General features: G+C 73.4%; 20 protein-coding genes. 13 read left to right on the top strand and 7 right to left on the bottom strand.

Translation table 11 applies throughout. From position 1 onward, the window contains the following. Positions 1-52: 52 nt before the first annotated feature. Positions 53-1735 carry a thiamine pyrophosphate-binding protein gene (locus tag IF73_RS0110320; RefSeq protein WP_031005862.1) on the top strand — a complete coding sequence of 561 codons (1683 nt, stop codon included), beginning with the start codon at positions 53-55 and terminating at the stop codon, positions 1733-1735. An 18-nt stretch (positions 1736-1753) separates the two neighbouring features. Here the strand turns inward: IF73_RS0110320 and IF73_RS0110325 are convergent, their stop codons facing one another. After that, positions 1754-2128, bottom strand: coding sequence for a hypothetical protein (locus tag IF73_RS0110325; RefSeq protein WP_031005863.1), 375 nt, complete (start codon positions 2126-2128; stop codon positions 1754-1756). Positions 2129-2298: 170 nt separating this feature from the next. Between IF73_RS0110325 and IF73_RS0110330 the strand changes: the two genes are divergently transcribed. The 4 genes from IF73_RS0110330 to IF73_RS0110345 all read left to right on the top strand — a co-directional run bounded on the left by IF73_RS0110330 (position 2299) and on the right by IF73_RS0110345 (position 8617). Next, on the top strand, positions 2299-6045 hold the full coding sequence (locus tag IF73_RS0110330; RefSeq protein WP_420706548.1) for an ABC transporter ATP-binding protein: 3747 nt from the start codon (positions 2299-2301) through the stop codon (positions 6043-6045). A gap of 49 nt (positions 6046-6094) precedes the next feature. Further along, the gene (locus IF73_RS0110335; RefSeq protein WP_031005866.1) at positions 6095-6520 is read left to right on the top strand and encodes a hypothetical protein; all 426 of its coding nucleotides are present in this window, start codon (positions 6095-6097) and stop codon (positions 6518-6520) included. 82 nt (positions 6521-6602) lie between these two features. Further along, entirely contained in the window at positions 6603-7082 is a 480-nt protein-coding gene (locus tag IF73_RS0110340; protein WP_420706547.1) for a hypothetical protein, read from the top strand. An 86-nt stretch (positions 7083-7168) separates the two neighbouring features. Then, complete coding sequence (locus tag IF73_RS0110345) at positions 7169-8617, top strand: S28 family serine protease (protein ID WP_031005870.1); 1449 nt, start codon at positions 7169-7171, stop codon at positions 8615-8617. 63 nt (positions 8618-8680) lie between these two features. Here IF73_RS0110345 and IF73_RS0110350 read toward each other — a convergent pair whose 3' ends face one another. Both IF73_RS0110350 and IF73_RS0110355 read right to left on the bottom strand, forming a co-directional pair. After that, the gene (locus tag IF73_RS0110350; protein ID WP_031005873.1) at positions 8681-10489 is read right to left on the bottom strand and encodes a glycoside hydrolase family 3 protein; all 1809 of its coding nucleotides are present in this window, start codon (positions 10487-10489) and stop codon (positions 8681-8683) included. Positions 10490-10889: 400 nt separating this feature from the next. Beyond that, entirely contained in the window at positions 10890-11801 is a 912-nt protein-coding gene (locus IF73_RS0110355) for a LysR family transcriptional regulator (protein WP_031005876.1), read from the bottom strand. Positions 11802-11900: 99 nt separating this feature from the next. Here IF73_RS0110355 and IF73_RS0110360 point away from each other — a divergent pair, with 99 nt between their 5' ends. From IF73_RS0110360 to IF73_RS0110370, 3 genes are all read left to right on the top strand, one after another. Continuing rightward, positions 11901-12890: an EamA family transporter gene (locus IF73_RS0110360; RefSeq protein WP_051716653.1), complete on the top strand. Its 990-nt coding sequence runs from the start codon at positions 11901-11903 to the stop codon at positions 12888-12890. 40 nt (positions 12891-12930) lie between these two features. Beyond that, the gene (locus IF73_RS0110365) at positions 12931-13179 is read left to right on the top strand and encodes a hypothetical protein (protein WP_031005879.1); all 249 of its coding nucleotides are present in this window, start codon (positions 12931-12933) and stop codon (positions 13177-13179) included. A 61-nt stretch (positions 13180-13240) separates the two neighbouring features. Next, on the top strand, positions 13241-13816 hold the full coding sequence (locus tag IF73_RS0110370) for an AAA family ATPase (RefSeq protein ID WP_031005881.1): 576 nt from the start codon (positions 13241-13243) through the stop codon (positions 13814-13816). Between the two features lies 1 nt (position 13817). Here the strand turns inward: IF73_RS0110370 and IF73_RS0110375 are convergent, their stop codons facing one another. Further along, positions 13818-14384 (bottom strand): Uma2 family endonuclease, encoded by a 567-nt coding sequence (locus tag IF73_RS0110375; protein WP_051716654.1) that lies wholly within the window; start codon positions 14382-14384, stop codon positions 13818-13820. 40 nt (positions 14385-14424) lie between these two features. Further along, complete coding sequence (locus tag IF73_RS0110380; protein WP_031005884.1) at positions 14425-15471, bottom strand: LacI family DNA-binding transcriptional regulator; 1047 nt, start codon at positions 15469-15471, stop codon at positions 14425-14427. Positions 15472-15679: 208 nt separating this feature from the next. Between IF73_RS0110380 and IF73_RS0110385 the strand changes: the two genes are divergently transcribed. The 3 genes from IF73_RS0110385 to IF73_RS0110395 are packed head-to-tail and all read left to right on the top strand — an operon-like array spanning position 15680 to position 18782. After that, complete coding sequence (locus IF73_RS0110385) at positions 15680-16831, top strand: Gfo/Idh/MocA family protein (protein WP_031005887.1); 1152 nt, start codon at positions 15680-15682, stop codon at positions 16829-16831. Then, positions 16828-17982, top strand: a complete 1155-nt coding sequence (locus tag IF73_RS0110390) for a dihydrodipicolinate synthase family protein (protein WP_031005889.1) — start codon at positions 16828-16830, stop codon at positions 17980-17982. The genes IF73_RS0110385 and IF73_RS0110390 overlap by 4 nt, the downstream gene beginning before the upstream one ends. Then, positions 17979-18782 carry a sugar phosphate isomerase/epimerase family protein gene (locus IF73_RS0110395; protein WP_031005891.1) on the top strand — a complete coding sequence of 268 codons (804 nt, stop codon included), beginning with the start codon at positions 17979-17981 and terminating at the stop codon, positions 18780-18782. The genes IF73_RS0110390 and IF73_RS0110395 overlap by 4 nt, the downstream gene beginning before the upstream one ends. Positions 18783-18860: 78 nt before the next feature. Here IF73_RS0110395 and IF73_RS0110400 read toward each other — a convergent pair whose 3' ends face one another. Beyond that, a complete protein-coding gene (locus IF73_RS0110400; protein WP_031005893.1) occupies positions 18861-19325 on the bottom strand; it encodes a DUF937 domain-containing protein in 465 nt (154 codons plus the stop codon). 100 nt (positions 19326-19425) lie between these two features. On the opposite strand from IF73_RS0110400, the gene IF73_RS0110405 reads away from it, so the two are divergent. Then, on the top strand, positions 19426-21657 hold the full coding sequence (locus tag IF73_RS0110405; RefSeq protein WP_031005895.1) for an ATP-dependent RecD-like DNA helicase: 2232 nt from the start codon (positions 19426-19428) through the stop codon (positions 21655-21657). Positions 21658-21835: 178 nt separating this feature from the next. Beyond that, positions 21836-23125 carry a citrate synthase gene (locus IF73_RS0110410; protein WP_031005896.1) on the top strand — a complete coding sequence of 430 codons (1290 nt, stop codon included), beginning with the start codon at positions 21836-21838 and terminating at the stop codon, positions 23123-23125. Between the two features lie 423 nt (positions 23126-23548). On the opposite strand, the gene IF73_RS0110415 is transcribed toward IF73_RS0110410, so the two are convergent. Further along, the gene (locus IF73_RS0110415; protein ID WP_031005897.1) at positions 23549-25753 is read right to left on the bottom strand and encodes a heavy metal translocating P-type ATPase; all 2205 of its coding nucleotides are present in this window, start codon (positions 25751-25753) and stop codon (positions 23549-23551) included. Between the last annotated feature and the right edge of the window lie 3 nt (positions 25754-25756).

Below are 25756 nucleotides of genomic sequence, written 5' to 3' on the forward strand. Positions count from 1 at the left end.
GGGCCGGGCACCCGTCGCGTACGAGACCGACCACGCCCGGAGGAACCGGACCATGACCCACGACCACGACCTGGTCCTGCGCCCGACCGAGGCCCAGATCGAGGCCGCCCTCAACCCGCCCACGGGGCGCACGGGCGGCGACCTCGTCGTCGAGACCCTCACCGGCCTCGGCGCGAGCACGGTCTTCGGTCTCCCCGGCCAGCACGCCCTCGGCATGTTCGACGCCCTGCGCCGCTCGTCCCTGCGCTACGTCGGCCTCCGCGTCGAGAACAACGCGGGCTTCGCCGCCGACGCGTACGGCCGGGTCACCGGCGAGGCCGCCCCGCTGCTGCTCTCCACCGGCCCCGGCGCGCTCATGTCGCTCGCCGCGCTCCAGGAGGCCGCCGCGGCCTCCGCGCCGGTCCTCGCCATCGGCAGCCAGATCCCGGTCGCCGGGCTCGGCGGCGGCAGGCACGGCTATCTGCACGAGCTCCGCGACCAGCAGGCCAGCTTCCGGGACGTCGTGAAGTCCGTCCACACGGTCCGTACGCACTCCCAGATCCCGTCCGCGATCGCGGCGGCCTGGGAGTCGGCGCTCACCGCCCCGCACGGCCCCGTCTGGGTCGAGATCCCGCAGGACGTGCTCACCGCCGTGACGACGCTGCCGGTCGTCACGGCGATGGACGCGACGCCCGAGGACGTCGTCCCGCGCCCGGAGCTGACGGCGGTCGCCGCCCACCTCCTGTCGACGGCGAAACGCCCGGCGGTCATCGCCGGCGGCGGGGTCGTCCGCTCGGACGCCGCGGGCAAGCTCCGGGCGCTCGCGGAGCGGCTGGACGCGCCGGTGGTCACCACCTTCGGCGGCAAGGGCGCCTTCCCCTGGACGCACCCGCTCTCCCTCCAGTCCTGGCTGGAGGACCGGCACACCACCGACTTCCTGGAGGACGCCGACGTCCTCCTCGTCGTCGGCTCCGGCCTCGGCGAGCTGTCCTCGAACTACCACACCTTCGCCCCGCGCGGCCGGGTGATCCAGATCGAGGCGGACGCGGGGAAGCTGGAGTCCAACCACCCGGCGCTCGGCATCCACGCGGACGCGCGGCTCGCGCTGCAGGCGCTCCTGGAGACGACCGAGCGCCGCACCGACCCGACGGCCCCGGCCCGGGTCGCCGAGGTCCTGTCGAGGATCCGCACCCGCCTGGCGGCCCAGGACCTCGACCTGGAGCACCGGCTGGTGGCCGCGGTCCGCGAGGCGCTCCCGTCCCGGGCGCCCAGCTTCTGGGACATGACGATCCTGTCCTACTGGGCCTGGTCGGCCTTCGACGCCCGGCACCCCAACACGATGCACTCCGCACAGGGCGCCGGCGGCCTCGGCTACGCCTACCCGGCCGCCCTCGGCGCGGCGGCCGCGGACCCGACGACGCCGGTCCTCGCGGTCTCCGGCGACGGCGGCGCGATGTACTCCCTCGCGGAGCTGGCGACGGCGAAGCAGTACGGCTTCGACGTCACCTGGCTGATCGTCGACGACGGCGGCTACGGCATCCTGCGCGAGTACATGACGGACGCGTACGGCGAGGCCACCGGCACGGACCTCACCCGCCCCGACTTCGTCGCCCTGGCGGAGTCCTTCGGCGTCCCCGCCGTCCGCACCACCCCCGACACCCTCGCCACGGACCTCTCGAAGTCCCTCGCCACCCCCGGCCCCTCGGTCGTGGTCCTCCCGGCCCTCCTGAAGATGTTCGAACCGACGCACCTGTGAGGGTGCCGGGGGAGGAGGTCAGTCGACGATCTCCTCCCACTCCTTCCGGTAGGCGGCGGTCCGCTCGGCGTACCCGAGCCGGAACGCCTCGGCCTCCGGGGGCTTCAGGCCGCCCCGCGCCATGTGCTCCGGCGGTATCAGCCGTCCTATGTCGGCGACGGCCGTCCCGGTCGCCTCGGCGACCTTCCCGCCCTTCTGCCGGGCGGTGAGGATCTGTATCCCGAGATGCGGCAGCAGCGCCTCGAACGTGCCCCGGGGCGCCCCCGTCGCGTCCTTCGTCTCCCGCTCCGTGGCGGGCACGACCCGCCCGCCCTTCGCCAGCCCCCTGACGGCGACCAGCGCCGCGTAGAGCTGCCCCCACCGGTACGGCGTCCCGTCCTCGACCCGCCCCACGGGCGTCTCCTCTCCCTCGGATCCTCCTCGTACGACCACGTCGCCGGGTTCCTACCCAGGGGCCGGGGGTCCTAGGACTTCCGGCCGGGATTTGTTGCGGCGGGATGAAATGGCACGTCGGGCACGTTGTGGCCTTCCGGTAGACCAGGACGGACGGGAGGCGCCACGTGGTGGTGGAGCGGGAGCAGGGGTGGGCGCGGCGGCTGTGGTCGTACGCCTGGCGGTACAAGGCGGACGTCGTGCTGGCGCTCGGCTCGTCGCTGGCCGGCATGGCGCTGCTCGCGCTGGTGCCGCTCATCACCAAGGTGATCATCGACGACGTGATCGGGACGGGGACACGGTCCCTCACGATGTGGACCGGGCTGCTGCTCGGCGCCGCCGTGCTCGTCTACGTCCTGACGTACGTCCGGCGCTACTACGGCGGGCGACTCGCGCTCGACGTGCAGCGGGACCTCCGTGACGACATGTACGGGACGATCCTGCGGCTCGACGGGCGGCGGCAGGACGAGCTGTCCACCGGACAGGTCGTCGGGCGGGCCACCAGCGACCTCCAGCTGATCCAGGGCCTGCTCTTCATGCTCCCGATGACCATCGGGAACGTGCTGCTGTTCCTCATCTCGCTCGCCGTCATGGCCTGGCTGTCGATCCCGCTGACCCTCGTCGCCCTCGCCGTCGCCCCCGCCCTCTGGTGGATCGCCAAGCGCAGCCGCACCCGGCTCCATCCGGCCACCTGGGCCGCCCAGCAGGAGGCCGCCGGGGTCGCCGGCGTCGTCGACGGGGCCGTCACCGGCGTCCGGGTCGTGAAGGGCTTCGGGCAGGAGGAGCAGGAGACCGGCAAGATCCGGGAGGCGGGGCGGAAGCTGTTCGCCGCGCGGCTGCGGACCATCCGGCTGAACTCCCTCTACACCCCCGCCCTCCAGGCCGTCCCCGCCCTCGGCCAGGTCGCCGTCCTCGCGCTCGGCGGCTGGCTCGCGTACAAGGGCCAGATCACCCTCGGCACCTTCGTCGCCTTCTCCGCCTACCTGGCCTCCCTGGTCGGCCCGGTCCGGATGCTCGCCATGGTCCTCACGGTCGGCCAGCAGGCGCGCGCGGGCGTGGAGCGGGTCGTCGAGCTGATCGACACCGAGCCGGCCATCGCGGACGGCGTGAAGGAGCTGCCCGCCGACGCCCCGGCCACCGTCGAGTTCGACGACGTCTCGTTCGGCTACGGAGCCGGGGACGGGGGCGGCAAGCCGGTCCTCGACGGGTTCTCGCTGGAGCTGAGGGCCGGCGAGACCGTCGCCCTCGTCGGCTCCTCCGGCTCCGGCAAGTCGACCGTCTCCCTCCTCCTGCCCCGCTTCTACGACGTCGACCGCGGCGCCGTCCTCGTCGGCGGCCACGACGTGCGCGAGCTGACCCTGGAGTCGCTGCGGGCCGCGATCGGCCTCGTCCCCGAGGACTCCTTCCTCTTCTCCGACACCGTCCGCGCCAACATCGCGTACGGGGTCCCCGACGCCACCGACGAGCAGGTCGAGGCCGCCGCCCGGGCCGCCCGCGCGGACCGCTTCATCGCCGAGCTCCCGGACGGCTACGCCACCAAGGTCGGCGAGCACGGCCTCACCCTCTCCGGCGGCCAGCGCCAGCGCATCGCGCTCGCCCGGGCGATCCTCACCGACCCCCGCCTGCTCGTCCTCGACGACGCCACCTCCGCCGTCGACGCCAAGGTGGAGCACGAGATCCACGAGGCGCTGAAGGCCGTCATGGCGGGCCGGACGACCCTCCTCATCGCCCACCGCCGCTCCACCCTCGGCCTCGCCGACCGGATCGCCGTCCTCGACGGCGGCCGGCTCGCCGACCTCGGCACCCACGAGGAGCTGGAGGAGCGCTCCGCGCTCTACCGCCGGCTCCTCACCGACCCCGACGAGCTGGGCGGCGTCTCCCCCGGACACGTCCCCGCCACCGGGACGGACACCGCGCAGGACGACGGGCTGCGGGCCGAGCTGGACGCCGAGTTCGACGCCGAGCGCGGCATCACCCCCACCCTGTGGGTACGGGACGAGACCCGCGACCGCGACGCCGAGGCGGCCGGGGCCACCCCCGAGCTGCTCGCCGCCGTCGCCGCCCTGCCGCCGGCCGCCGACACCCCCGACGTCGACGAGGCCCGCGCCGTGCAGCCGGAGACGAGCTACGGGCTCCGCCGGCTGCTGCGCGGCTTCGGCGCGCCGCTCCTCATCAGCCTCGGCCTGGTCGCCCTCGACGCCGGCGCGGGCCTGCTCCTGCCGGTGCTGATCCGGCACGGCATCGACGAGGGCGTGAACCGGCTGGCGATCGGCGCCGTCTGGGCCGCCTCCGCGCTCGCGCTGGTCACCGTCCTCGTCCAGTGGGTCGCGCAGACCGCCGAGACCCGGATGACCGGCCGCACCGGCGAGCGGGTGCTGTACGCGCTCCGCCTGAAGATCTTCGCCCAGCTCCAGCGGCTCGGCCTGGACTACTACGAGCGCGAGCTCACCGGCCGGATCATGACCCGGATGACGACGGACGTCGACGCCATGTCGACCTTCCTCCAGACGGGCCTGGTCACCGCCTTCGTCTCGGTCGTCACCTTCTTCGGGATCATGGTGGCGCTGCTCGTCCTCGACCTCCAGCTGGCCCTGGTCGTCTTCGTGACCCTGCCGGTCCTCGCCGTCGCCACGTACTACTTCCGCCGCTCCAGCGTGAAGGCGTACGAGCTGGCCCGGGAGCGGATCAGCGTCGTCAACGCCGACCTCCAGGAGTCCGTCGCCGGACTGCGGATCGTGCAGGCGTTCGGCCGGGAGCGGGCGGGCGCCGCCCGGTTCGCCGAGCGCGGCGACGCCTACCGGGACGCGCGCGTGCGCGGCCAGTGGCTGATCTCGGTCTACTTCCCGTTCGTCACCCTGCTGTCCTCGGCCGCCGCCGCGGCCGTCATGATCGTCGGCGCGAACCGGATCGAGGCGGGCACCCTCACCACCGGCGCCCTCGTCGCCTACCTCCTCTACATCGACCTCTTCTTCGCCCCCGTCCAGCAGCTCTCCCAGGTCTTCGACGGCTACCAGCAGGCCGCCGTCTCCCTCGGCCGGATGCAGGAACTGCTCCAGGAGCCGACGTCGACGGCCGCCGCCGACGAGCCCCGCGAGGTGCTGTCGCTGCGCGGCGACATCGCCTTCGAGTCCGTGTCCTTCGCCTACGGCACCGAGGAGGCCGCCCTCAGCGGGATCGACCTGCGGATCCCCGCCGGGCAGACGGTCGCCTTCGTCGGCGAGACCGGCGCCGGCAAGTCCACCCTGGTCAAGCTGGTCGCCCGGTTCTACGACCCGACCTCGGGCCGGGTCACCGCGGACGGCGCCGACCTGCGGGACCTCGACCTCACCTCGTACCGGCACCGGCTCGGCGTCGTCCCCCAGGAGGCGTACCTCTTCGCCGGCACCGTCCGCGACGCCATCGCCTACGGGCGGCCCGGCGCCACCGACGCCGAGGTGGAGGCGGCGGCCCGCGCGGCCGGCGCGCACGACATGATCGCCACCCTCGACGGCGGCTACCTCCACGAGGTCGCCGAACGCGGCCGGAACCTCTCGGCGGGCCAGCGGCAGCTGATCGCCCTGGCCCGGGCCGAGCTGGTGAACCCGGACGTCCTCCTCCTCGACGAGGCCACGGCCGCCCTGGACCTGGCCACCGAGGCGCAGGTCAACGCCGCCACCGAACGGCTCGCCGGCCGCCGCACGACGCTGATCGTCGCCCACCGGCTCACCACGGCGGCCCGCGCGGACCGGGTGGTCGTCATGGACCACGGCCGGGTCGCCGAGGACGGCACCCACGACGAACTCCTCGCCCGGGACGGCCGCTACGCCGCCCTCTGGCGCACCTTCATCGGCGAGGCCGACCCGGAGGCGGAGCCCGAGGAGGAACCGGCCGCGATCTGAGTACGGGTGCTCATGACAGGGCCGGGGCGGGGCCGGTTGGATCGGCGCCATGAACGACACCGGCGGCCCGAACGCCCCCGCCCCGGCCCCCACGCCCGACGCCCGCACGCCCGACGCCCCCTCCGCCGTACCTGACACGGAGCCGGCGACCGCCCGGATCCCGTACCTGGAGGCCCGGGTGCTGCGCCGCGCCGCGCTCTGGGCCGGGCTGCTGTTCCTGCCCGCGCTGCTCCTCGGCGTCGTGCTCGCCCTCTCCTCCGAGGCGGGCACGGCCTGCGTGATGCGGGGAACGTGCGGCGAGATCCCGGGCTGGCTCTACGTGACCACCCTGGTCGTCGGCGGCGGCGCCTGGATCAGGGCGCTCACCGTCCCGGACGGCGCCCCGCCCACCCCGGCACGCTGGGCCGCGCTGTGGACGCTGATCGGCGCCGAGCTCGTCTTCCTCGCCCTGGTCATGGGCTACTTCACCGGGTGAACCGGCGCACGAGGGCAACCGTACGGGCGTCGGAGGCGTCGTAAGCGTGTACGGCCAGAGGTGGAGCGGGGGAGGAACGGACATGTCCGGAAGTACGGCGGCGCGCCCGCGCACCGTCCGCACGCGCGCGTACGCCACGACGCCCCGCACGCGCGCGTCCGTCCGCGGGCTCCTCGCCCGCGCCCGCCTCCACCCCGTCGCGTACGGCCTGGTCCTCGCCCTCGCGGTCGGGCTGCTGACCCTGGCCGGGCCCGGCACCGGCACCGCCGACGCGGTCTCCGTCTGCCAGGGGCGGCCGACCCGCACCGTCTCCTTCGCCACCGGCGAGCTGCGCCTCTACCGGACCCGCCACTACGCCTGCGCGCTGGTCCTCGCCAAACGGCCCGGCGCGCCCCGGCCCATGAAGGTCACCCTCCAGCCGCGCGGCGGCCGGGCCGCCGTGGTGAGCGGGCGCTGGGGCCGGCAGGCCGGCCCGGTGACCGTGCACGCGCTGAACCGCTGCGTCCGCGCCTCCGCGACCGTCTCCGGCCGCTCCACCGCCACGGGCTGGATCCTGTGCTGAACCACAGGTAAGACTCAACCGGGTCTGGCGGCCCGGACGTTCACCCCGCTAGGTTCACGGCACCGTTGTGAATCATGGGAGGGTGCATGCGTAAGTCGCTGAGACTGTTGCTGTCGCTTTCGGTGCTCATAGGCACCGTGGGCTCCACCGGCGTGGCCACCGCCACCGCCGCGGACACGGAGTCCGTCAGCACCGTCGCGGACGCGCAGAGCCAGGACATCAAGGACCGCCTGCTGGCGATCCCCGGGATGAGCCTGATCGAGGAGAAGCCGTACGCCGGCTACCGCTTCTTCGTCCTGAACTACGAGCAGCCGATCGACCACAAGCGCCCCTGGGCAGGAACGTTCCAGCAGCGGATCTCGGTCCTCCACAAGGGAACCGACCGCCCCACCGTCTTCCGCACCAGCGGCTACGGCCTGAGCACCACCCCCAGCCGGTCCGAACCGACCCGGATCGTCGACGGCAACCAGGTCTCCATGGAGTACCGCTTCTTCACGCCGTCCCGTCCCGCCCCCGCCGACTGGTCCAAGCTCGACATCTGGCAGGCCGCCAGCGACCAGCACCGCATCTTCACCGCGCTGAAGAAGGTCTACGGCGAGAACTGGCTCTCCACCGGCGGCTCCAAGGGCGGCATGACGGCCACCTACTACGAGCGCTTCTACCCGCGCGACATGGACGGCGTCGTCGCCTACGTGGCCCCCAACGACGTGGTGAACAAGGAGGACTCGGCCTACGACCGGTTCTTCGCCGAAGTGGGCACCAAGGAGTGCCGCGACCGCCTGAACTCCATGCAGCGCGAGGCGCTGCTGCGCCGCGCCCCGCTCCAGGAGAAGTTCAAGGCGTGGGCCGCGACCGAGGGCGCCACCTTCAACACGGTCGGCTCGCTCGACAAGGCGTGGGAGGCCACCGTCCTCGACTTCGTCTGGGGCTTCTGGCAGTACTACGGCGAGGACGTCTGCGACACGATCCCGGACGCGAAGACCGCGAGCGACGACACCGTCTACGAGACGATCGACGCCTACGCCGGCTGGTCCGCCTACACCGACCAGGGCCTGGAGTACTACACCCCGTACTACTACCAGGCGGCCACCGAACTCGGCTCGCCCACGATCCGGCAGCCGCACCTCGACGGCCTGAACCGCTACGGCTACCAGCCCGCGTCGAACTTCGTGCCCCGCGAGATCCCGATGAGGTTCAAGCCCTGGGTCATGCGGGACGTCGACGACTGGGTCCGCAAGAACGCGAACCGGATGCTCTTCGTCTACGGCGAGAACGACCCGTGGGGCGCCGAGCCCTTCCGCGTCGACAAGGGCGCCCGCGACAGCTACGTCTACTACGCGCCCGGCGGCAACCACGGCGCCAACGTCGCCGGACTCGTCGACGCCGAGCGGGAGAAGGCCACCGCCCGCATCCTGGCCTGGGCCGGCGTGGACGCCCCCGCCGTCGCGGCCGCCAAGCCGCTGGCCGGCTTCGACGCCCGCCTCGACCGGCCGGTCGACGAGGACGTGACCCGGGAGCACGGCCTGCGGCCGTAGCCGTACGCCGTAGGGAAGGGTGCGGCCCCGCGAGGAGCCGCACCCGCTCCGTACGGGAGGCCGTCAGGCGTACGAGAGGCCGAAGCCGACCGGGTAGAGCGTCACCGCCGGGTCCTCGGCGCTCCGCACCGGCACCGGCAGCCGCCCGCGCGGCTTCGCCCGCCCGGCCAGCACCCGCACGGCGGCGCGCAGTTCGACGTCGGTCCACGCGTAGGCGGCCAGCGTGGCCCGCTGCCCGGAGATCCGGGCGACGTCGTACGGGTTGCGGATCGCGACCGTCACCACCGGCACCCCGGTCGCCACGAGCCGCGCCACCAGCGTCCGCTGCGGACTGGCCGCGGTCAGGTTGTACGTGCCCACCACGATCACGTCCTGGCCGGCCGCGGCCGCCACCGCCTCCTCGATCCGGGCCGCCGTCGGGGTGATCCCGGTGGACAGGACGGTCGGGGTGAAGCCCAGCTCGCGCAGGGCCGCGCCGAGCGTGGTGGTCGGCGGTCCCGTCGTCCCGGACGGGGAGGCGGGGTCGGCGCCGACGACCAGGACCTTCCCGTGCGAGGCCGGGGAGAGCGGCAGGAAGCCGGCCTCGTTGACGAGGAGGGTGGTGGTCCGCTCGGCGATCCGGTCGGCCTCGGCGAGGTGCCGGGCGGTGCCGACCGTCGCGTCCACGTCCGCCCGGGTCGTGCACGGGTCGGTGAACAGCCCCCGCCGGGCCTTCAGCCGCAGGATCCGCAGAACCGATTCCTCGATCCGCCGCTCCGTCAGCTCCCCGTCCCGGACCGCCTTCAGGACCGCGTTCCAGGCCACGTCCAGCTTCGGCGGGTTGAGCAGCTGGTCCACGCCCGCCTTGAGGGCGAGCACCGGCACCCGGTCGTCGCCGTACTTGGTGCGCACCCCCTGCATGTCCAGTGCGTCGGTCACCACCACCCCGTCGTAGCCCAGCTGTTCGCGGAGCACCCCGGTGAGGATGGGGTACGAGAGCGTCGCCGGGTCCTCGGACGGGTCGAGCGCCGGGACGACCAGGTGGGCGGTCATGATCGCGTCGATGCCGGCGGCGATCGCGGCCCGGAACGGCGGGGCGTCCAGCTCGGCCCACTGCTCACGGGTGTGGGTGATGACCGGCAGGCCGTAGTGGCTGTCGACGGCGGTGTCGCCGTGGCCGGGGAAGTGCTTGGCGGTGGCCGCGACGCCGGCGCCCTGGTAGCCGCGGATCTGCGCGGCGACGAGACCGGAGACCGCGCCGGGGTCGGAGCCGAGGGAGCGGACGCCGATGACCGGGTTGGCCGGGTTGACGTTGACGTCGGCCACCGGGGCGTAGTTCTGCCGGATGCCCAGGGCGGCCAGCTCGGCGCCGGCGATCCGGGCCGCCTTGCGGGTGTCCGCCGGGGAGCCGCCCGCGCCCAGGGCCATCGCGCCCGGGAGGAGGGTGGCGGGCTCGCCGACCCGGCAGACGATGCCGTGCTCCTGGTCGGTGGAGATCAGCACGGGGAGCCGGGAGGCCGCCTGGATGCCGTTGGACAGCTCGGCGATCTGGTGCGGGTCGCGGGTGTTGTGGGCCCAGGCGAAGTAGATGATCCCGCCGAGGTGGTAGCGCCCGAGGAGTTCGGCGGCGGTGCGGACGCCGAGCTCCCGGAGGTTGGCGTCGACGTCGGCCGGGTCGGGGGCGGTGGCCGAATGGCCGTACACCCGGCTGACGAAGAGCTGGCCGACCTTCTCCTCCAGCGACATCCGGCCGACGATCCGGCGCAGCCGCTCCTCGGTCTTGGCGTCGGTGGCGGGGGAGGCGGCGGAGGCGACGGGGACGGCCCCGGTGAGGGCCGCGGCGGTCGTGGCGGCGGTGGCGGCGAGCAGGGTGCGGCGGGTGGGGTGGGGCACTGGTGCTCCTTCCGGCCGTGCGTGGGTGACAGAGCGGTGGGTGAAGGAAACTGCCAAGGTGCACGGATAGCCTGAAAGTAACTGCCAGGTCAAGGATTCCCGCACGAATCGCCGAGGCGGCCGGCCGCGTCCGCTCGGGCCGCCGAGGCGGCGCCCGTCCCTGGGCTCAGGCCGGGGAGGCGGTGCCCGGCTCTGTCCGCTCAAGCCGCCGACGCGGCGCCGGTCCTGTCGGGTCAGGCCGGGGAGGCGGTGCCCGTCCCTGTCTGCTCAGGCCGCCGAGGCGGCGCCCGTCCCTGTCGGTTCGGGCCGCCGACGCGGCGCCGGTCCTGTCGGTTCGGGCCGCCGACGCGGCGCCGGTCCTGTCGGGTCAGGCCGGGGAGGCGGTGCTGGTCCCGTCGGCTCAGGCCGCCGACGCGATCGACGGCCACAGCTCCTGGAGCGTACGGACCGTCTCCACGATCGCCGGACGGCGCGCCGCACCCGTGCGCCACAGCGCGTGCAGCCGGCGCGTCGGCGCCGGGTCGAGCCGCAGCGGCGCCACCTCGGGCGGCAGCCCGCCGCGCCCCAGCCGGGGCACCAGGGCGATGCCGAGACCGGCCGCGACCAGCGCGACCTGGGTGTGGTTCTCCTCCGCCTGATGCACGATCAGCGGCTCCACCCCGGTGGCCCGCAGCGTCCGCGCCAGCCAGTCGTGGCAGACCGTCCCCGGCGGCTGCGAGATCCACCGCTCGTCCGCCAGCTCCTCCCGCCGCACCGACCGCCGGGCCGCCAGCGGATGGTCCCGGTGGACGAGGATGTCGCAGCCGTCGTCGCCGATCACCGCCTGCTCGACGCCGGGCGGCGCCGGCAGCGGGGCGATGTCCCAGTCGTGGGCGACGGCCAGGTCGAGCACCCCGCGCGCCACCAGGTCCACCGACAGGTGCGGGTCGACCTCGGTCAGCCGGGCGTCCAGACCGGGGTGGCGCACGGCCAGGTCCGCCAGCACCCGGGGCATCAGACCGCGCGCCGCGCTCGGGAAGCAGCCGATCGAGAGCCGCCCGGCGGGCAGCCCCCGCCGCTCTTCGAGCAGTACCTCCGCCTCCTCCACGATCGCCAGCAACCGCCGTGCGGTGGAGGCCAGTTGACGGGCCTCGTCGGTGAGGCGGACGCCCCGGCCGCTCCGTTCGAGCAGGGTCGTACGGGTCTCCCGCTCCAGCTTCGCGATCTGCTGGGAGACCGCCGACGGGGTGTAGCCCAGCGCCGTGGCGGCGGCGCCCACGCTGCCGTGGACGGAGACGGCGTGCAGGGCGCGCAGACGGCCGAGATCGAGCACGGAAACCTCCGGCGGGCGCTCTGGATTCAGTATCGCTTCATCCAACCATGAAGAGACCTGTGCTGGTGCTTCACGGTCGAGGGCGGTCATGCTCGTTCCATGCGCCCCGCACACATCGCCCTCGCCGCGCTCGTCGCCGCGGTCTGGGGGGTCAACTTCGTCGTCATCGAGATCGGCCTCGACCACTTCCCCCCGCTGCTCTTCTCCGCCCTCCGCTTCCTCGCCGCCGCCCTCCCCGCGGTCTTCCTCGTCGGCCGCCCCAAGGTCGCCTGGAAGTGGATCGTCGCCGTCGGACTCGCGCTGGGCGTCGCCAAGTTCGGCCTCCTCTTCACCGGCATGGACCTCGGCGCCCCGGCCGGGCTCTCCTCCCTCGTCCTTCAGGTGCAGGCCGTCTTCACCGCCCTCTTCGCCTTCGCCGCCCTCGGCGAACGCCCCGCCCGGCGCGCCGTCCTCGGCATGGCCGTCGCGCTCGCCGGCATCGGCGTCGCCGCCGTCGACGAGGGCACCTCCGGACCGGTCACCGGCTTCGTCCTGGTCATCGTGGCCGCGGCCTGCTGGGGCGTCTCCAACGTCCTCACCCGCAAGGCCGCCCCGCCCGACCCGCTCAACTGGATGGTCTGGGTCAGCACCGTGCCCGTCCTCCCGCTGCTCGCCCTCTCCCTCCTCCTGGAGGGCCCCGAGCGCGACCTGGCCGCGCTGCGCGCCCTCGACTGGACCGGCGCCGGCGTCATCCTCTACGTCGCCTGGGTCACCACCGTCTTCGGCTTCGGCGCCTGGGGCTGGCTGCTCCGCCGCCACCCCGCCTCCTCCGTCGCCCCCTTCTCCCTCCTCGTCCCCGTCTTCGGCATGTCCTCCGCCGCGCTCTTCCTCGGCGAGTCGGTGAGCCCGCTGCGCTGGGTCGCGGCGGCGCTCCTCGTCGGCGGGGTGGCCCTGACCTCGCTGTCGCCGCGGCGTACGGCCCCCGGGGCGGCGGCCGGCGGCGGGCCGGCGGACGCCCGGCATTCGGGCGCCTCCCCGGCCCCCTCCGGGGGACAGCCCCAGCCCGCCGCCGCGGCCCCGGCGCCCGGGCGCCCTTCTCTGACGTCATGACCACACGACGGACTGCCGGCCGCTCGCGGACGGCACCACGGTGACCTTCCAGCGGCGGCTCGGCCACCCGGACCTCGGCCGACGGAAGCGGCTGACCGGCAGGTACTGCACCGTCGGCGACGCCGGACACACGCCGAACGCGGCCACGTCCGCCGAACCGGCCTCCCGCCCCGGCCGCCACCGCCAGGCGACCGGCTCCGGGGCCATGGTCCTCCAGGACCGGATCGGCAACTCCCCGGGCGGCACGGGCGCGTGGCAGGCGAGCGGGACGGGCGCCCTCGTCTGCTGACCGGCCCCTCCCCGGAATCGACCACGGCCGGGCGGACGATCGGATGACCTAGGGTGCGGGGATGGATCTCGTACCCGTCGACCGGTCCCCGTCTGCTCCCGGCACCGTCCTGATCAGCGGCATCCCCGGCAGCGGCAAGTCCACCGTCGCGGCGGCGCTCGCCGCCCGCTTCGCGATGTCCGCGCACATCGAGGTCGACGAGCTCCAGAACCTGATCGTCCGGGGCTGCCACTGGCCCACCCCGGACGGCGACCCGGAGGCCGACCGGCAGATCTTCCTCCGGGCCCGCAACGCCTCCCTGCTCGCCGGCAGCTTCGTCACGGCCGGGTTCCTGCCGGTCGTCGACGACGTCGTCGTCCGCCGCTCCCACCTGGGCTTCTACCGCGACCAGATGACGACGGGCCCGCTGCACGTGGTCTTCCTCGCCCCCGGCCCCGACAAGGCGTGGGAACGCAACAACGCCCGCCACAAGCGCCTCACCACCAACTGGGCCTTCCTCGACGAGGCCATGCGCGAAGAACTGGCCGGCGAGGGTGTCTGGATCGACAACGCCGCCCAGACGGTCGACGAGACGGTCGACGCGGTCCTCGCCGCGACGGGCCTGACGGTCCATGGGGACCCGGAGGCCGGCGCGTAGCTCAGCCCTCCGCGCGCGGGAAGCCGTCCGTCTCCACGACGATCTCGCGCCCTTCGAGGGGGAGGACCAGGTCCTCGCCGAAGGCGATGGTCTCCTGCTCGGTGTAGGTGCCGGTCTTGGTGGGACGACTGTGGATCGTGCAGGTCCGGTCGGACGGGTCGATGATCACGTACAGCGGAATCGCGCACTCGGCGTACATCCGGAACTTCTTCTCGAAGTCGTGGTCCCGGGTGCTCTTGGAGATCACTTCCAGAACGGCTTCAAGGTCGTGCCACTCGAAACGGCCCCGGCTGTTGAGCTTGGAGCCGGGTGCGACGACGGCGAGGTCGGGCGCGTAGCCGTACAGGCTCGACGGAAAGTCGATCATGACGTCCGAGAGGATCTCGCCGTGGCCCGCGAGCTGCTGCTCGATCTGGGGCGCGGCCTTGAGGATCACCTTCCACCGACCCCTGCCCTGCGGCGTCATGATGATCTTCCCGTCCGTGATCTCGACGTGGTAGCCGCTGGGCAGTTCGGCGTCCTCCAGCGCGTCCCATGCGCTCCGAACATCCGTCTCTGTCGTCGTCATGCGGACCTCCGTATGCCGTCGATTCCCGCGATAGACGCCTTCACCCGCGCGGCGTCCCCGTCGAGTCCCGTACCACCAGCTCGCCCGGGACCGTCTCCGTGCCGTCGGCCGGGGCGTCCTCCGTGCCCATCGCCAGCCGGCCGGCGCGGACGCCGGAGTCGTGGAGCGGGAGGCGGACGGTGGTCAGGGCAGGGACCGCGTCGACCGAGAACGGCAGGTCGTCGAAGCCGGCCACCGAGACGTCGCCGGGGATGGACAGGCCCCGCTCCCGCAGCGCCGCGCAGACGCCCAGGGCCACCGTGTCGTTGGCGGCGACGATCGCCGTCAGCTCCGGGTCGCGGTCGAGGAGCCCGGCGACGGCCGCGTGGCCGGAGGCGCGGTCGTACGGGCCGTGGACGGTCGGCCCCTCGGCGACGCCCGCCGCCGCGAGGGCCTCCCGGTGACCCTCCAGGCGGTGCCGGGTGGTGGTGCGGTCGGCGGGGCCCGCGACGTAACCGATCCGCGTGTGGCCGAGGCCGAGCAGGTGCTCGGTGAGGCGGCGCCCGCCGGTGCGGTTGTCGAAGACCAGCGCGGCGGTGTGCGCGTCCCCCGGCACCGGCGGCCGGCCGCACAGCACGACCCGCGTCCCCGCCTCGGCCATCCGCGACAGCTTGGCGGCGGTCGCGGCCAGGTGCTCCGGGTCCTCCAGCGAGCCGCCCATGAGGATCACGGCGGCGGCGCGCTGCCGCTGGAGCAGGGTGAGGTAGGTGAGCTCGCGCTCGGGGGAGCCGCCGGTGTTGCAGACGACCGCCAGCTTCTCGCCGCCCGCGCGGCCCGACGCGCCCTCGCCGATCGCACTCTGCGCCGCGCTCGCCATGATCCCGAAGAAGGGGTCGGCGATGTCGTTGACGAGCACCCCGACCAGGTCGGAGGTGGCGGCGGCGAGCGAGCTGGCGGGCCCGTTGAGGACGTAGTCCAGCTCCTCGACGGCCTTCAGGACCCGCTCCCGCGTCGACGCCGCCACCGGGTAGTTGCCGTTCAGGACGCGGGAGACGGTCGCGGGGGAGACGCGGGCGCGGGCGGCCACGTCCGAAAGGGTGACGGTCATCGCGTGCGTACCTCCGACATCGCGTGCACGGCTCCAAGGCCGTAGGCGTTGGGGCCTTGTCCGGCGTGATGTCGGCAGGCTAGCGTCATCTGCGGCAGAAAGCGCTTTCTATCGTCGCGCCGGAAGCGCTTTCTGCCCGCATGGCGCTTTCCGTCGTGCTTCCACGCGGTGATCGAGGGCGCAGCCCCGCCGGAGAGAGGAACCTTCCATGACACGCAGGACCGTCCGCATCGCCATGAACGGCGTCACCGGACGCATGGGCTACCGCCAGCACCTCGTCCGCTCGATCCTCGCCCTCCGCGAGCAGGGCGGCCTCGACCTCGGCGACGGACGGGTCCTCTGGCCCGAGCCCGTCCTCGTCGGCCGCCGCGAGCACGCCCTGCGCGCCCTCGCCGAGCAGCACGGCCTCACCGAGTGGTCCACCGACCTCGACGCCGTCCTCGCCGACGACTCCATCGACGTCTACTTCGACGCCCAGGTCACCTCGGCCCGCGTCGACGCCCTCACCAAGGCGATCGCCGCCGGCAAGCACATCTACACCGAGAAGCCCACCGCCGCCGACTTCGCCGGCGCCCTGGAGCTCGCCCGGCTCGCCGACGCCCGGGGCATCAAGCACGGCGTCGTCCAGGACAAGCTCTTCCTCCCCGGCCTGCGGAAGCTCAAGCGGCTCATCGACGGCGGCTTCTTCGGCGAGATCCTGTCCGTCCGCGGCGAGTTCGGCTACTGGGTCTTCGAGGGCGACTGGCAGGAGGCCCAGCGGCCCAGCTGGAACTACCGCTCCGAGGACGGCGGCGGGATCGTCGTCGACATGTTCCCGCACTGGGAGTACGTCCTCCACGAGCTCTTCGGCCGGGTCACCTCCGTCTCCGCCGAGATCGCCACCCACATCCCGCGCCGCTGGGACGAGCGGGGCAAGCCGTACGAGGCGACCGCCGACGACGCCGCCTACGGCACCTTCCACCTGGAGGGCGGCGCCATCGCCCAGATCAACTCCTCCTGGGCCGTCCGCGTCCACCGCGACGAGCTCGTCGAGTTCCAGGTCGACGGCACCGAGGGCTCCGCCGTCGCCGGCCTGCGCAACTGCCGCGTCCAGCACCGCGGACTGACCCCCAAGCCGGTCTGGAACCCCGACATCCCCGCCACCTACTCCTTCCGCGAGCAGTGGCAGGAGGTCCCCGACAACGCCGACTTCGACAACGGCTTCAAGGCCCAGTGGGAGCTCTTCCTCCGGCACGTCGCCCTCGACGAGCCCTACCACTGGGACCTGCTCGCCGGCGCCCGCGGCGTCCAGCTCGCCGAACTCGGCCTGAAGTCCGCCGCCGAGGGCCGACGCCTCGACGTCCCGGAGGTGTCGCTGTGACCCTCCGCCTCCCGATCCCCGGCGGCGGCACGCGCGCGTACCAGCCCCGCACCGAGCCGCTCGCGCCCGCCGCGGCCGGCCCGCTCACCTCCCGTACGGTCTTCTCCGCCGCGCACGTCGTCGCCGACCCGTACGCCGACACCACCCCCGACGGCCCCGCCGCCGTCGACTGGGACGCCACCCTCGCCTTCCGCCGCCACCTGTGGTCCCACGGCCTCGGCGTCGCGGAGGCCATGGACACCGCCCAGCGCGGCATGGGCCTCGACTGGTCCGGCGCCGCCGAACTGATCCGCCGCAGCGCCGCCGAGGCGAGGGCCGAGGGCGGCCGGATCGCCTGCGGCGTCGGCACCGACCAGCTCACCGGCCCGGCCTCGCTGCCGGAGATCCGGGCCGCGTACGAGGAGCAGCTCGCCCTCGTCGAGGAGTCCGGCGCCCAGGCCGTCCTCATGGCCTCCCGCGCCCTCGCCGCCGCGGCGACCGGCCCCGAGGACTACCTCGACCTCTACGGCCACCTGCTGCGCCAGGCCGCCGAACCGGTGGTCCTGCACTGGCTGGGCCCGATGTTCGACCCGGCCCTGGAGGGCTACTGGGGCTCCGCCGACCTCGACGCGGCCACCGAGACCTTCCTCGACGTCATCGCCGCGCACCCCGACAAGGTCGACGGCGTCAAGATCTCCCTCCTCGACGCGGGCCGCGAGATCGCACTCCGCCGCCGCCTCCCCGAGGGCGTCCGCTGCTACACCGGCGACGACTTCCACTACCCGGAACTGATCGCGGGCGACGACCAGGGCTTCAGCCACGCCCTGCTCGGCATCTTCGACCCGCTCGGCCCGCTGGCCGCGGAGGCCGTCCGGGTCCTGGACACCGGCGACACGGCGGGCTTCCGCAAGCTCCTCGACCCGACCGTCGCCCTCTCCCGGCACCTCTTCGAGCCGCCGACCCGCTACTACAAGACGGGCGTGGTCCTCCTCGCCTGGCTCGCCGGCCACCAGGAGCACTTCACCATGGTCGGCGGCCTCCACTCGGCCCGCTCCCTGCCGCACCTGGCCCGCGCCTACGAACTCGCCGACGGACTCGGCCTCTTCCCGGACCCGGCCCGCGCGGAGTCCCGGATGCGCGCCCTCCTCACCGTCCACGGAGTGCCCCAGTGAACCCCGACCGCTTCAGCATCAACCAGATGACGGTGCAGCAGCTCCCGCTCCCCGAACTGGTCGCGGAGTGCGTCCGCCTCGGCGTCCCCGGGATCGGCCTGTGGCGCGATCCGGTGAAGGAGTACGGCGTCGACGAGACCGCGGCCCTGATCCAGGAGGCGGGGCTGACCGTCACCACCCTCTGCCGGGGCGGCTTCTTCACCAGCGACGGCTGGGAGGCCGACAACCGGGCGGCGATCGACGAGGCGGCGGCGCTCGGCACCGACACCCTCGTCCTGGTCTCCGGCGGCCTGCCCGCCGGCAGCCGCGACCTGCCCGGCGCCCGCGCGCGCATAGCCGACGCGATCGGCGTCCTCGCCCCCTACGCGGGCGAACGCGGGGTGCGGCTCGCCATCGAACCCCTCCACCCCATGTACGCCTCCGACCGGTGCGCGATCTCCACCCTGGACCAGGCCCTGGACATCGCCGAGCGCCACCCGGCGGAGCAGGTGGGCGTCACCGTCGACACGTACCACCTGTGGTGGGACGAGAACGCCCCGGCCGCGGTCGAACGCGCCGCCGCCGGCGGCCGCGTCCACTCCTTCCAGCTCGCCGACTGGACGACCCCCCTCCCGGAGGGCGTCCTCAACGGCCGGGGTCAGCTCGGCACGGGGGCCATCGACCTCACCTGGTGGGCGGCCCTCCTCGAACGGGTCGGCTACACGGGCCCGGTAGAGGTCGAACTCTTCAACGACGCGCTGTGGGCGAGGGACGGCGTCGAGGTCCTGGAGGAGACCCTGGAGGCATTCCTCAAGGTCTGACCCGCGCCCACCGGAACCAGGCCCCCGCGTGCGCGGCGGGGGCCCTCCCGGCCCGGCCCCGTGTGCGGCGGGGCCGGGCTACTTCGTCCCGCCGTCCAGCAGGCCGCCGAGGCCGCCGCCCTTCTTCGCGGCGGCCCGCCTGGTCAGCACCGCCAGGACGACCGGGACCAGCAGGTCGACCGCGCGGCGGGCGGTCGCGGGCGGCAGGCCGGTGCGCCGGGCGACCGCGTCGGCGGCGGGCTTCGCCAGCCTGCCGAGGACGCCGGCCAGCAGGCCGCCGGCCGCGAGGCCCCCGAAGCCGGCGACGCCCTGGAGGGGCGCCTCCGCCGACGCGGCCTCGTCGACGGCGGCCTGCACGTCGGCGGCGCTGCCCGGTTCGGCCGCCGCCTCCCGCAGGTTGCCCGAGAGTTCCGCGACCGAGCCGTCCACCAGGGCCCGGGCGCCGGCCGGGTCGGTGCCGGCGAGGTCGGCGATCTCCGCCAGACGGTCCTCGCCGAGTTCGGCCAGGACCTCGTCGCGGAAGGAGTCAGTGCTGTCGCTCATGTCCGAAACGCTACGGTCCCTCCCCGTGTCCGGCACCCCGGCCCGGGAGTTGTCCACAGCCCCGCCCCCCGCTGTCGGCGGCCTTCGCTACGGTCGGTGCATGTCCAACGAGGGTCAGCCGTACCGCCCCGCCGTCCTGGAGGGCGTGCTGGAGAGGATCACGTACGCCAACGAGGAGAGCGGCTACACGGTCGCCCGGGTCGACACCGGCCGGGGCGCCGGGGAGCTGCTCACCGTCGTCGGCGCGCTGCTCGGCGCCCAGCCGGGGGAGTCGCTGCGGATGGAGGGGCGGTGGGGGTCGCACCCGCAGTACGGGCGCCAGTTCCACGTGGACAACTACCAGACCGTGCTCCCCGCGACCATCCAGGGCATCCGCCGCTATCTCGGCTCCGGCCTGGTCAAGGGCATCGGCCCGGTCTTCGCCGACCGGATCACCACCCACTTCGGCCTGGACACCCTCGACATCCTGGAGGAGGCCCCGGGCCGGCTGATCGAGGTCCCCGGCCTCGGGCCGAAGCGGACGAAGAACATCACCGCCGCCTGGGAGGAGCAGAAGGCGATCAAGGAGGTGATGGTCTTCCTCCAGACCGTCGGCGTCTCCACGTCCATCGCCGTCCGCATCTACAAGCAGTACGGCGACGAGTCGATCTCCGTCGTGCGCGAGCGGCCCTACCGGCTCGCCGCCGACGTCTGGGGCATCGGCTTCCTCACCGCCGACCGGATCGCCCAGTCCGTCGGCATCCCGCACGACAGCCCGGAGCGGGTGAAGGCCGGCCTGCAGTACGCCCTCTCCCAGTCCGCCGACCAGGGGCACTGCTTCCTCCCCGAGGAGCGGCTGATCGCCGACTCGGTGAAGCTGCTCCAGGTGGACACGGGGCTCGTCATCGAGTGCCTCGCCGAGCTGGCCGAGGACCCGGAGGGGGTCGTCCGGGAGGCGGTCCCCGGCCCGGAGGGCGAGCCGGTCACGGCCGTCTACCTGATCCCCTTCCACCGGGCCGAGCTCTCCCTCGCCGGGCAGCTGCGGCGCCTGCTGCGCGCCCCGGAGGACCGGATGCCGGCCTTCCGGGACGTGGCCTGGGACAAGGCGCTGGCGTGGCTCGCGGACCGCACGGGGGCCACGCTGGCGCCCGAGCAGGAGCAGGCCGTCCGGCTGGCCCTGACGGAGAAGGTCGCGGTCCTCACCGGCGGCCCCGGCTGCGGCAAGTCCTTCACGGTGCGGTCCGTCGTGGAGCTGGCCCGGGCCAAGAAGGCCAAGGTGGTCCTCGCGGCGCCGACCGGTCGCGCGGCCAAGCGGCTCGCCGAGCTGACCGGCGCCGAGGCGTCCACCGTCCACCGGCTGCTGGAGCTGAAGCCGGGCGGGGACGCGGCGTACGACCGGGACCGGCCGCTCGACGCCGACCTCGTGGTGGTCGACGAGGCGTCGATGCTCGACCTGCTGCTCGCCAACAAGCTGGTCAAGGCGGTCGCGCCGGGAGCCCATCTGCTTCTGGTGGGGGACGTGGACCAGCTGCCCTCGGTCGGCGCCGGGGAGGTCCTGGGCGACCTGCTGGCCCCCGGCAGCCCGGTCCCCGCCGTCCGGCTGACCCGGATCTTCCGCCAGGCCCAGCAGTCCGGCGTGGTCACCAACGCCCACCGGATCAACGGCGGGCTGCCGCCCACCACCACCGGCCTGCCGGACTTCTTCCTCTTCGCGGAGGAGGAGACGGAGGACGCGGCCCGGGTCGCCGTCGAGGTCGCCGCGCGGCGCATTCCGGCCAGATTCGGCCTCGACCCGCGCCGGGACGTGCAGGTCCTGGCCCCCATGCACCGCGGCCCGGCCGGCGCGGGCGCGCTGAACGGGCTGCTCCAGCAGGCCATCACCCCGGCCCGCCCGGACCTCCCGGAGAAGCGGTTCGGCGGCCGGGTGTTCCGGGTGGGTGACAAAGTGACCCAGATCAGGAACAACTACGAGAAGGGGGCGAACGGGGTCTTCAACGGTACGGTCGGGGTGGTGACGGCGCTGGACCCCGTGGAGCAGCGCCTGACCGTCCGGACGGACGAGGACGAGGAGGTGCCGTACGGCTTCGACGAACTGGACGAGCTGTCCCACGCGTACGCGGTCACCATCCACCGTTCGCAGGGCAGTGAGTATCCGGCCGTGGTGATCCCGGTCACCATGAGTGCGTGGATGATGCTCCAGCGGAACCTGCTCTACACGGCCGTGACCCGGGCGCGGAAGCTCGTCGTCCTGGTCGGTTCGCGTCGCGCGATCGCCCAGGCGGTCCGTACGGTCTCGGCCGGCCGGCGCTTTACCGCACTGGCTCACCGGCTCACAGGGCCTGCCCCCGTGTGAAAGATCACGGAGGACTACCGGAACCGGGGCGAAGGGGGCAGGATGAGCAGGTTGGCGGCACTGAGTGCCGCCGATTGGCCCAATGGCGACCCCGAGTGCACTCTCCTGAGCCAAGTGGGGGATGGTAGAGACAGTCAGGGCACCTCGAAGAAGAGGCACTACGTCGGTGAGGGATGACGTGAGCGACAACTCTGTAGTACTGCGGTACGCGGACGGTGAATACACCTACCCGGTGGTCGAGAGCACCGTCGGCGACCAGGGCTTCGACATCGGGAAGCTGCGAGCCCAGACGGGCCTGGTCACCCTGGACAGCGGATACGGCAACACCGCCGCCTACAAATCCGCGATCACCTACCTCGATGGTGAGCAGGGCATCCTGCGGTACCGCGGTTACCCCATCGAGCAGCTGGCCGAGCAGTCCACCTTCCTGGAGGTGGCGTACCTGCTGATCAACGGCGAGCTGCCGAAGGCCGACGAGCTCGCCGTCTTCCAGAACGAGATCACCCAGCACACGCTGGTCCACGAGGACGTCAAGAACTTCTTCCGCGGCTTCCCGCGGGACGCCCACCCGATGGCGATGCTGTCCTCGGTGGTCTCCGCGCTGTCCACCTTCTACCAGGACAGCCACAACCCGTTCGACGAGCGTCAGCGTCACCTGTCGACGATCCGGCTGCTCGCGAAGCTGCCGACGATCGCGGCGTACGCCTACAAGAAGTCGATCGGCCACCCGTTCGTCTACCCGCGGAACGACCTCGGCTACGTCGAGAACTTCCTGCGCATGACGTTCTCCGTCCCGGCCCAGGAGTACGAGCTCGACCCGGTCGTCGTGTCGGCGCTCGACAAGCTCCTCATCCTGCACGCGGACCACGAGCAGAACTGTTCGACCTCCACCGTGCGTCTGGTCGGCTCCTCGCAGGCGAACATGTTCGCCTCGATCTCGGCCGGCATCTCCGCGCTGTGGGGCCCCCTGCACGGCGGCGCCAACCAGTCCGTGCTGGAGATGCTGGAGGGCATCCAGGCCAACGGCGGCGATGTCGACTCCTTCATCCGCAAGGTGAAGAACAAGGAGGACGGCGTCCGCCTGATGGGCTTCGGCCACCGGGTGTACAAGTCCTTCGACCCGCGCGCCAAGATCATCAAGGCGGCGGCGCACGACGTCCTCTCGGCCCTCGGCAAGTCCGACGAGCTGCTGGACATCGCGCTCAAGCTGGAGGAGCACGCGCTCTCCGACGACTACTTCGTCTCGCGCAACCTCTACCCGAACGTGGACTTCTACACGGGCCTCATCTACCGCGCGATGGGCTTCCCGACCGAGATGTTCACCGTGCTCTTCGCGCTCGGCCGCCTCCCCGGCTGGATCGCCCAGTGGCACGAGATGATCAAGGAGCCCGGCTCCCGCATCGGCCGTCCGCGCCAGATCTACACCGGCGAGGTCCTCCGCGACTTCGTCCCGGTCGACGAGCGCTGAGCCGACCCCGCACAGGTCTGCTGAGAGCTCCGGAGCGCCCCGGAGGCGAACCGAGCCTCGAGAAACGCCCCGGAGGCGAACCGAGCCCCGAAAACAAAGAAGCGCCCCGCTCTCCGATCCCCCCACGGGTCGGCGAGCGGGGCGCTTCCCATATCCCCGGTGCGGATTCCCCCCACGGGATCCGGGCCGGGCGTCCGGTGCGCGGTCTGCCGGGGTACGTACGGGAGGGCCGCTCAAGCTCCCCGCTGCACGTGCCCCGGCCGCGCTTGCCTGTCGGGACGTCCCCCAAGACATCCCGGCGAACGTCCCCCAAGACGTTCTGGCATCGCCCACTTAGACTCGCGAACAGCCCAGATGGTTACCCCCCAATATCTGTGATCTAGGTCTCTTTGTGAAGGACTTGTGCGTCACGTGTAGGTGAAATCAACGGAACCGCCGCAGGCGCAGGCTGTTCGTCACGACGAACACGGACGAGAAAGCCATGGTCAGACCGGCGATCATCGGGTTGAGCAGACCGGCCGCGGCGAGCGGCAGCGCGGCCACGTTGTAGCCGAAGGCCCACGCCAGGTTTCCCTTGATCGTCGCCAGGGTGCGGCGGGAGAGCCGGATCGCGTCGGCGGCCACCCGCAGGTCGCCCCGGACCAGGGTGAGGTCGCTCGCCTCGATGGCGGCGTCCGTCCCGGTGCCCATCGCGAGCCCCAGGTCGGCGGTGGCGAGCGCGGCGGCGTCGTTGACGCCGTCGCCGACCATGGCGACGGTACGGCCCTCGGCCTGGAGCCGCCGGACCACGGCGGCCTTCTCCTCGGGCAGCACCTCGGCGATCACCTCGTCGATGCCGACCTGGGCCGCGACGGTCCCGGCGACGGTCCGGTGGTCGCCGGTGAGGAGCACCGGCCGCAGCCCGAGGGCGCGGAGCCGGGTGACGGCCTCGGCGCTGGTGTCCTTGACGGCGTCGGCGACGGTGAGGGAGCCGCGCAGCACCCCGTCCCAGGCGACGAGCACCGCCCCGGCCTCGACGCCGTCCGGCACCGGCACCTCCTCGGCGGCGAGCAGCGCGGCCCGCCCGGCGAGGACGAGCCGGCCGTCGACGGAGCCGCGGACGCCGAGCCCGGGGACGTTCTCGAAGCCCTTGGGGACGGGCAGCTCGCCGACGGGGATCCCGAGCCGTTCGGCGGCCCCGGCGGCGACGGCGCGGGCGACGGGGTGCTCGGAGGAGTGCTCCAGGGCCCCGGCGAGCCGCAGCAGCTCCCGCTCGTCGGTGGAGCCGGCCGGGTGGACGCCGGTGAGGGTCATCCGGCCGGTGGTGACGGTGCCGGTCTTGTCGAGGACGACGGTGTCGACGCGGCGGGTGGACTCCAGGACCTCGGGGCCCTTGATGAGGATGCCGAGCTGGGCGCCGCGGCCGGTGCCGACGAGCAGCGCGGTGGGGGTGGCGAGGCCGAGGGCGCAGGGGCAGGCGATGATCAGGACGGCGACGGCGGCGGTGAACGCGGCGGTCGCGCCGGCGCCGGAGCCGAGCCAGAAGCCGAGGGTGGCGAGGGCGATCAGCAGGACGACGGGGACGAAGACGGCGGAGACCCGGTCGGCGAGCCGCTGCACCTCGGCCTTGCCGCTCTGCGCCTCCTCGACGAGCTGTGCCATCCGGGCGAGCCGGGTGTCGGCGCCGACCCGGGTGGCCCGGACGACGAGCCGGCCGGAGACGTTGACGCAGCCGCCGCTGACGGGGGAGCCGGCGGTGACGTCGACGGGCAGCGACTCGCCGGTGAGCAGGGAGGCGTCGACGGCGGAGGCGCCCTCGGCGACGGTGCCGTCGGTGGCGATCTTCTCGCCGGGGCGTACGACGAAGAGCTCGCCGGTCCGCAGGTCGGCCACCGGCACCCGTACCTCGCCGGCTTCCCTGAGGACGGCGACGTCCTTGGCGCCGAGGTCCATCAGAGCGCGGAGGGCGGCGCCGGCCTTCCGTTTGGCGCGGGCCTCCAGATAGCGGCCGAGGAGGATGAAGACGGTGACGCCGGCGGCGACCTCCAGGTAGATCGTGGAGGAGGCGTCGGCGCGGTCGACGGTGAGGTCGAAGCCGTGCCGCATCCCGGGCATGCCGGCGTCGCCGAGGAAGAGCGCCCACAGGGACCAGCCGTAGGCGGCGAGGGTGCCGACCGAGACGAGGGTGTCCATGGTGGCGGCGCCGTGCCGGAGGTTGGTCCAGGCGGCCCGGTGGAAGGGGAGGCCGCCCCAGACGACGACGGGGGAGGCGAGGACGAGGGAGAGCCACTGCCAGTTGTCGAACTGGAGGGCGGGGACCATGGCGAGCAGGACGACGGGGGCGGCGAGGACGGCGGAGACGGTGAGCCGGCCGCGCAGCGCGGCGAGCTCGGGGTCGGCGTCCGGTTCCGCGGGCGCCTCGGGCTCCGGCGGTGCGGGCTCCTCCGCGGTGTAGCCGGTCTTCACCACGGTGGCGATGAGCGCGTCGACGCCGACCTCGGGGGCGTGTTCGACGTGCGCCTTCTCGGTGGCGTAGTTGACGGTCGCGGTGACGCCGTCCATCCGGTTGAGCTTCTTCTCGATGCGGGCCGCGCAGGAGGCGCAGGTCATTCCGCCGATGGTCAGCTCGGTGACGGTGGTGCTGGGCATGTG

Origin of the sequence: Streptomyces sp. NRRL F-5727, from assembly GCF_000719555.1 — a bacterium.
Lineage (GTDB): Bacteria > Actinomycetota > Actinomycetes > Streptomycetales > Streptomycetaceae > Streptomyces.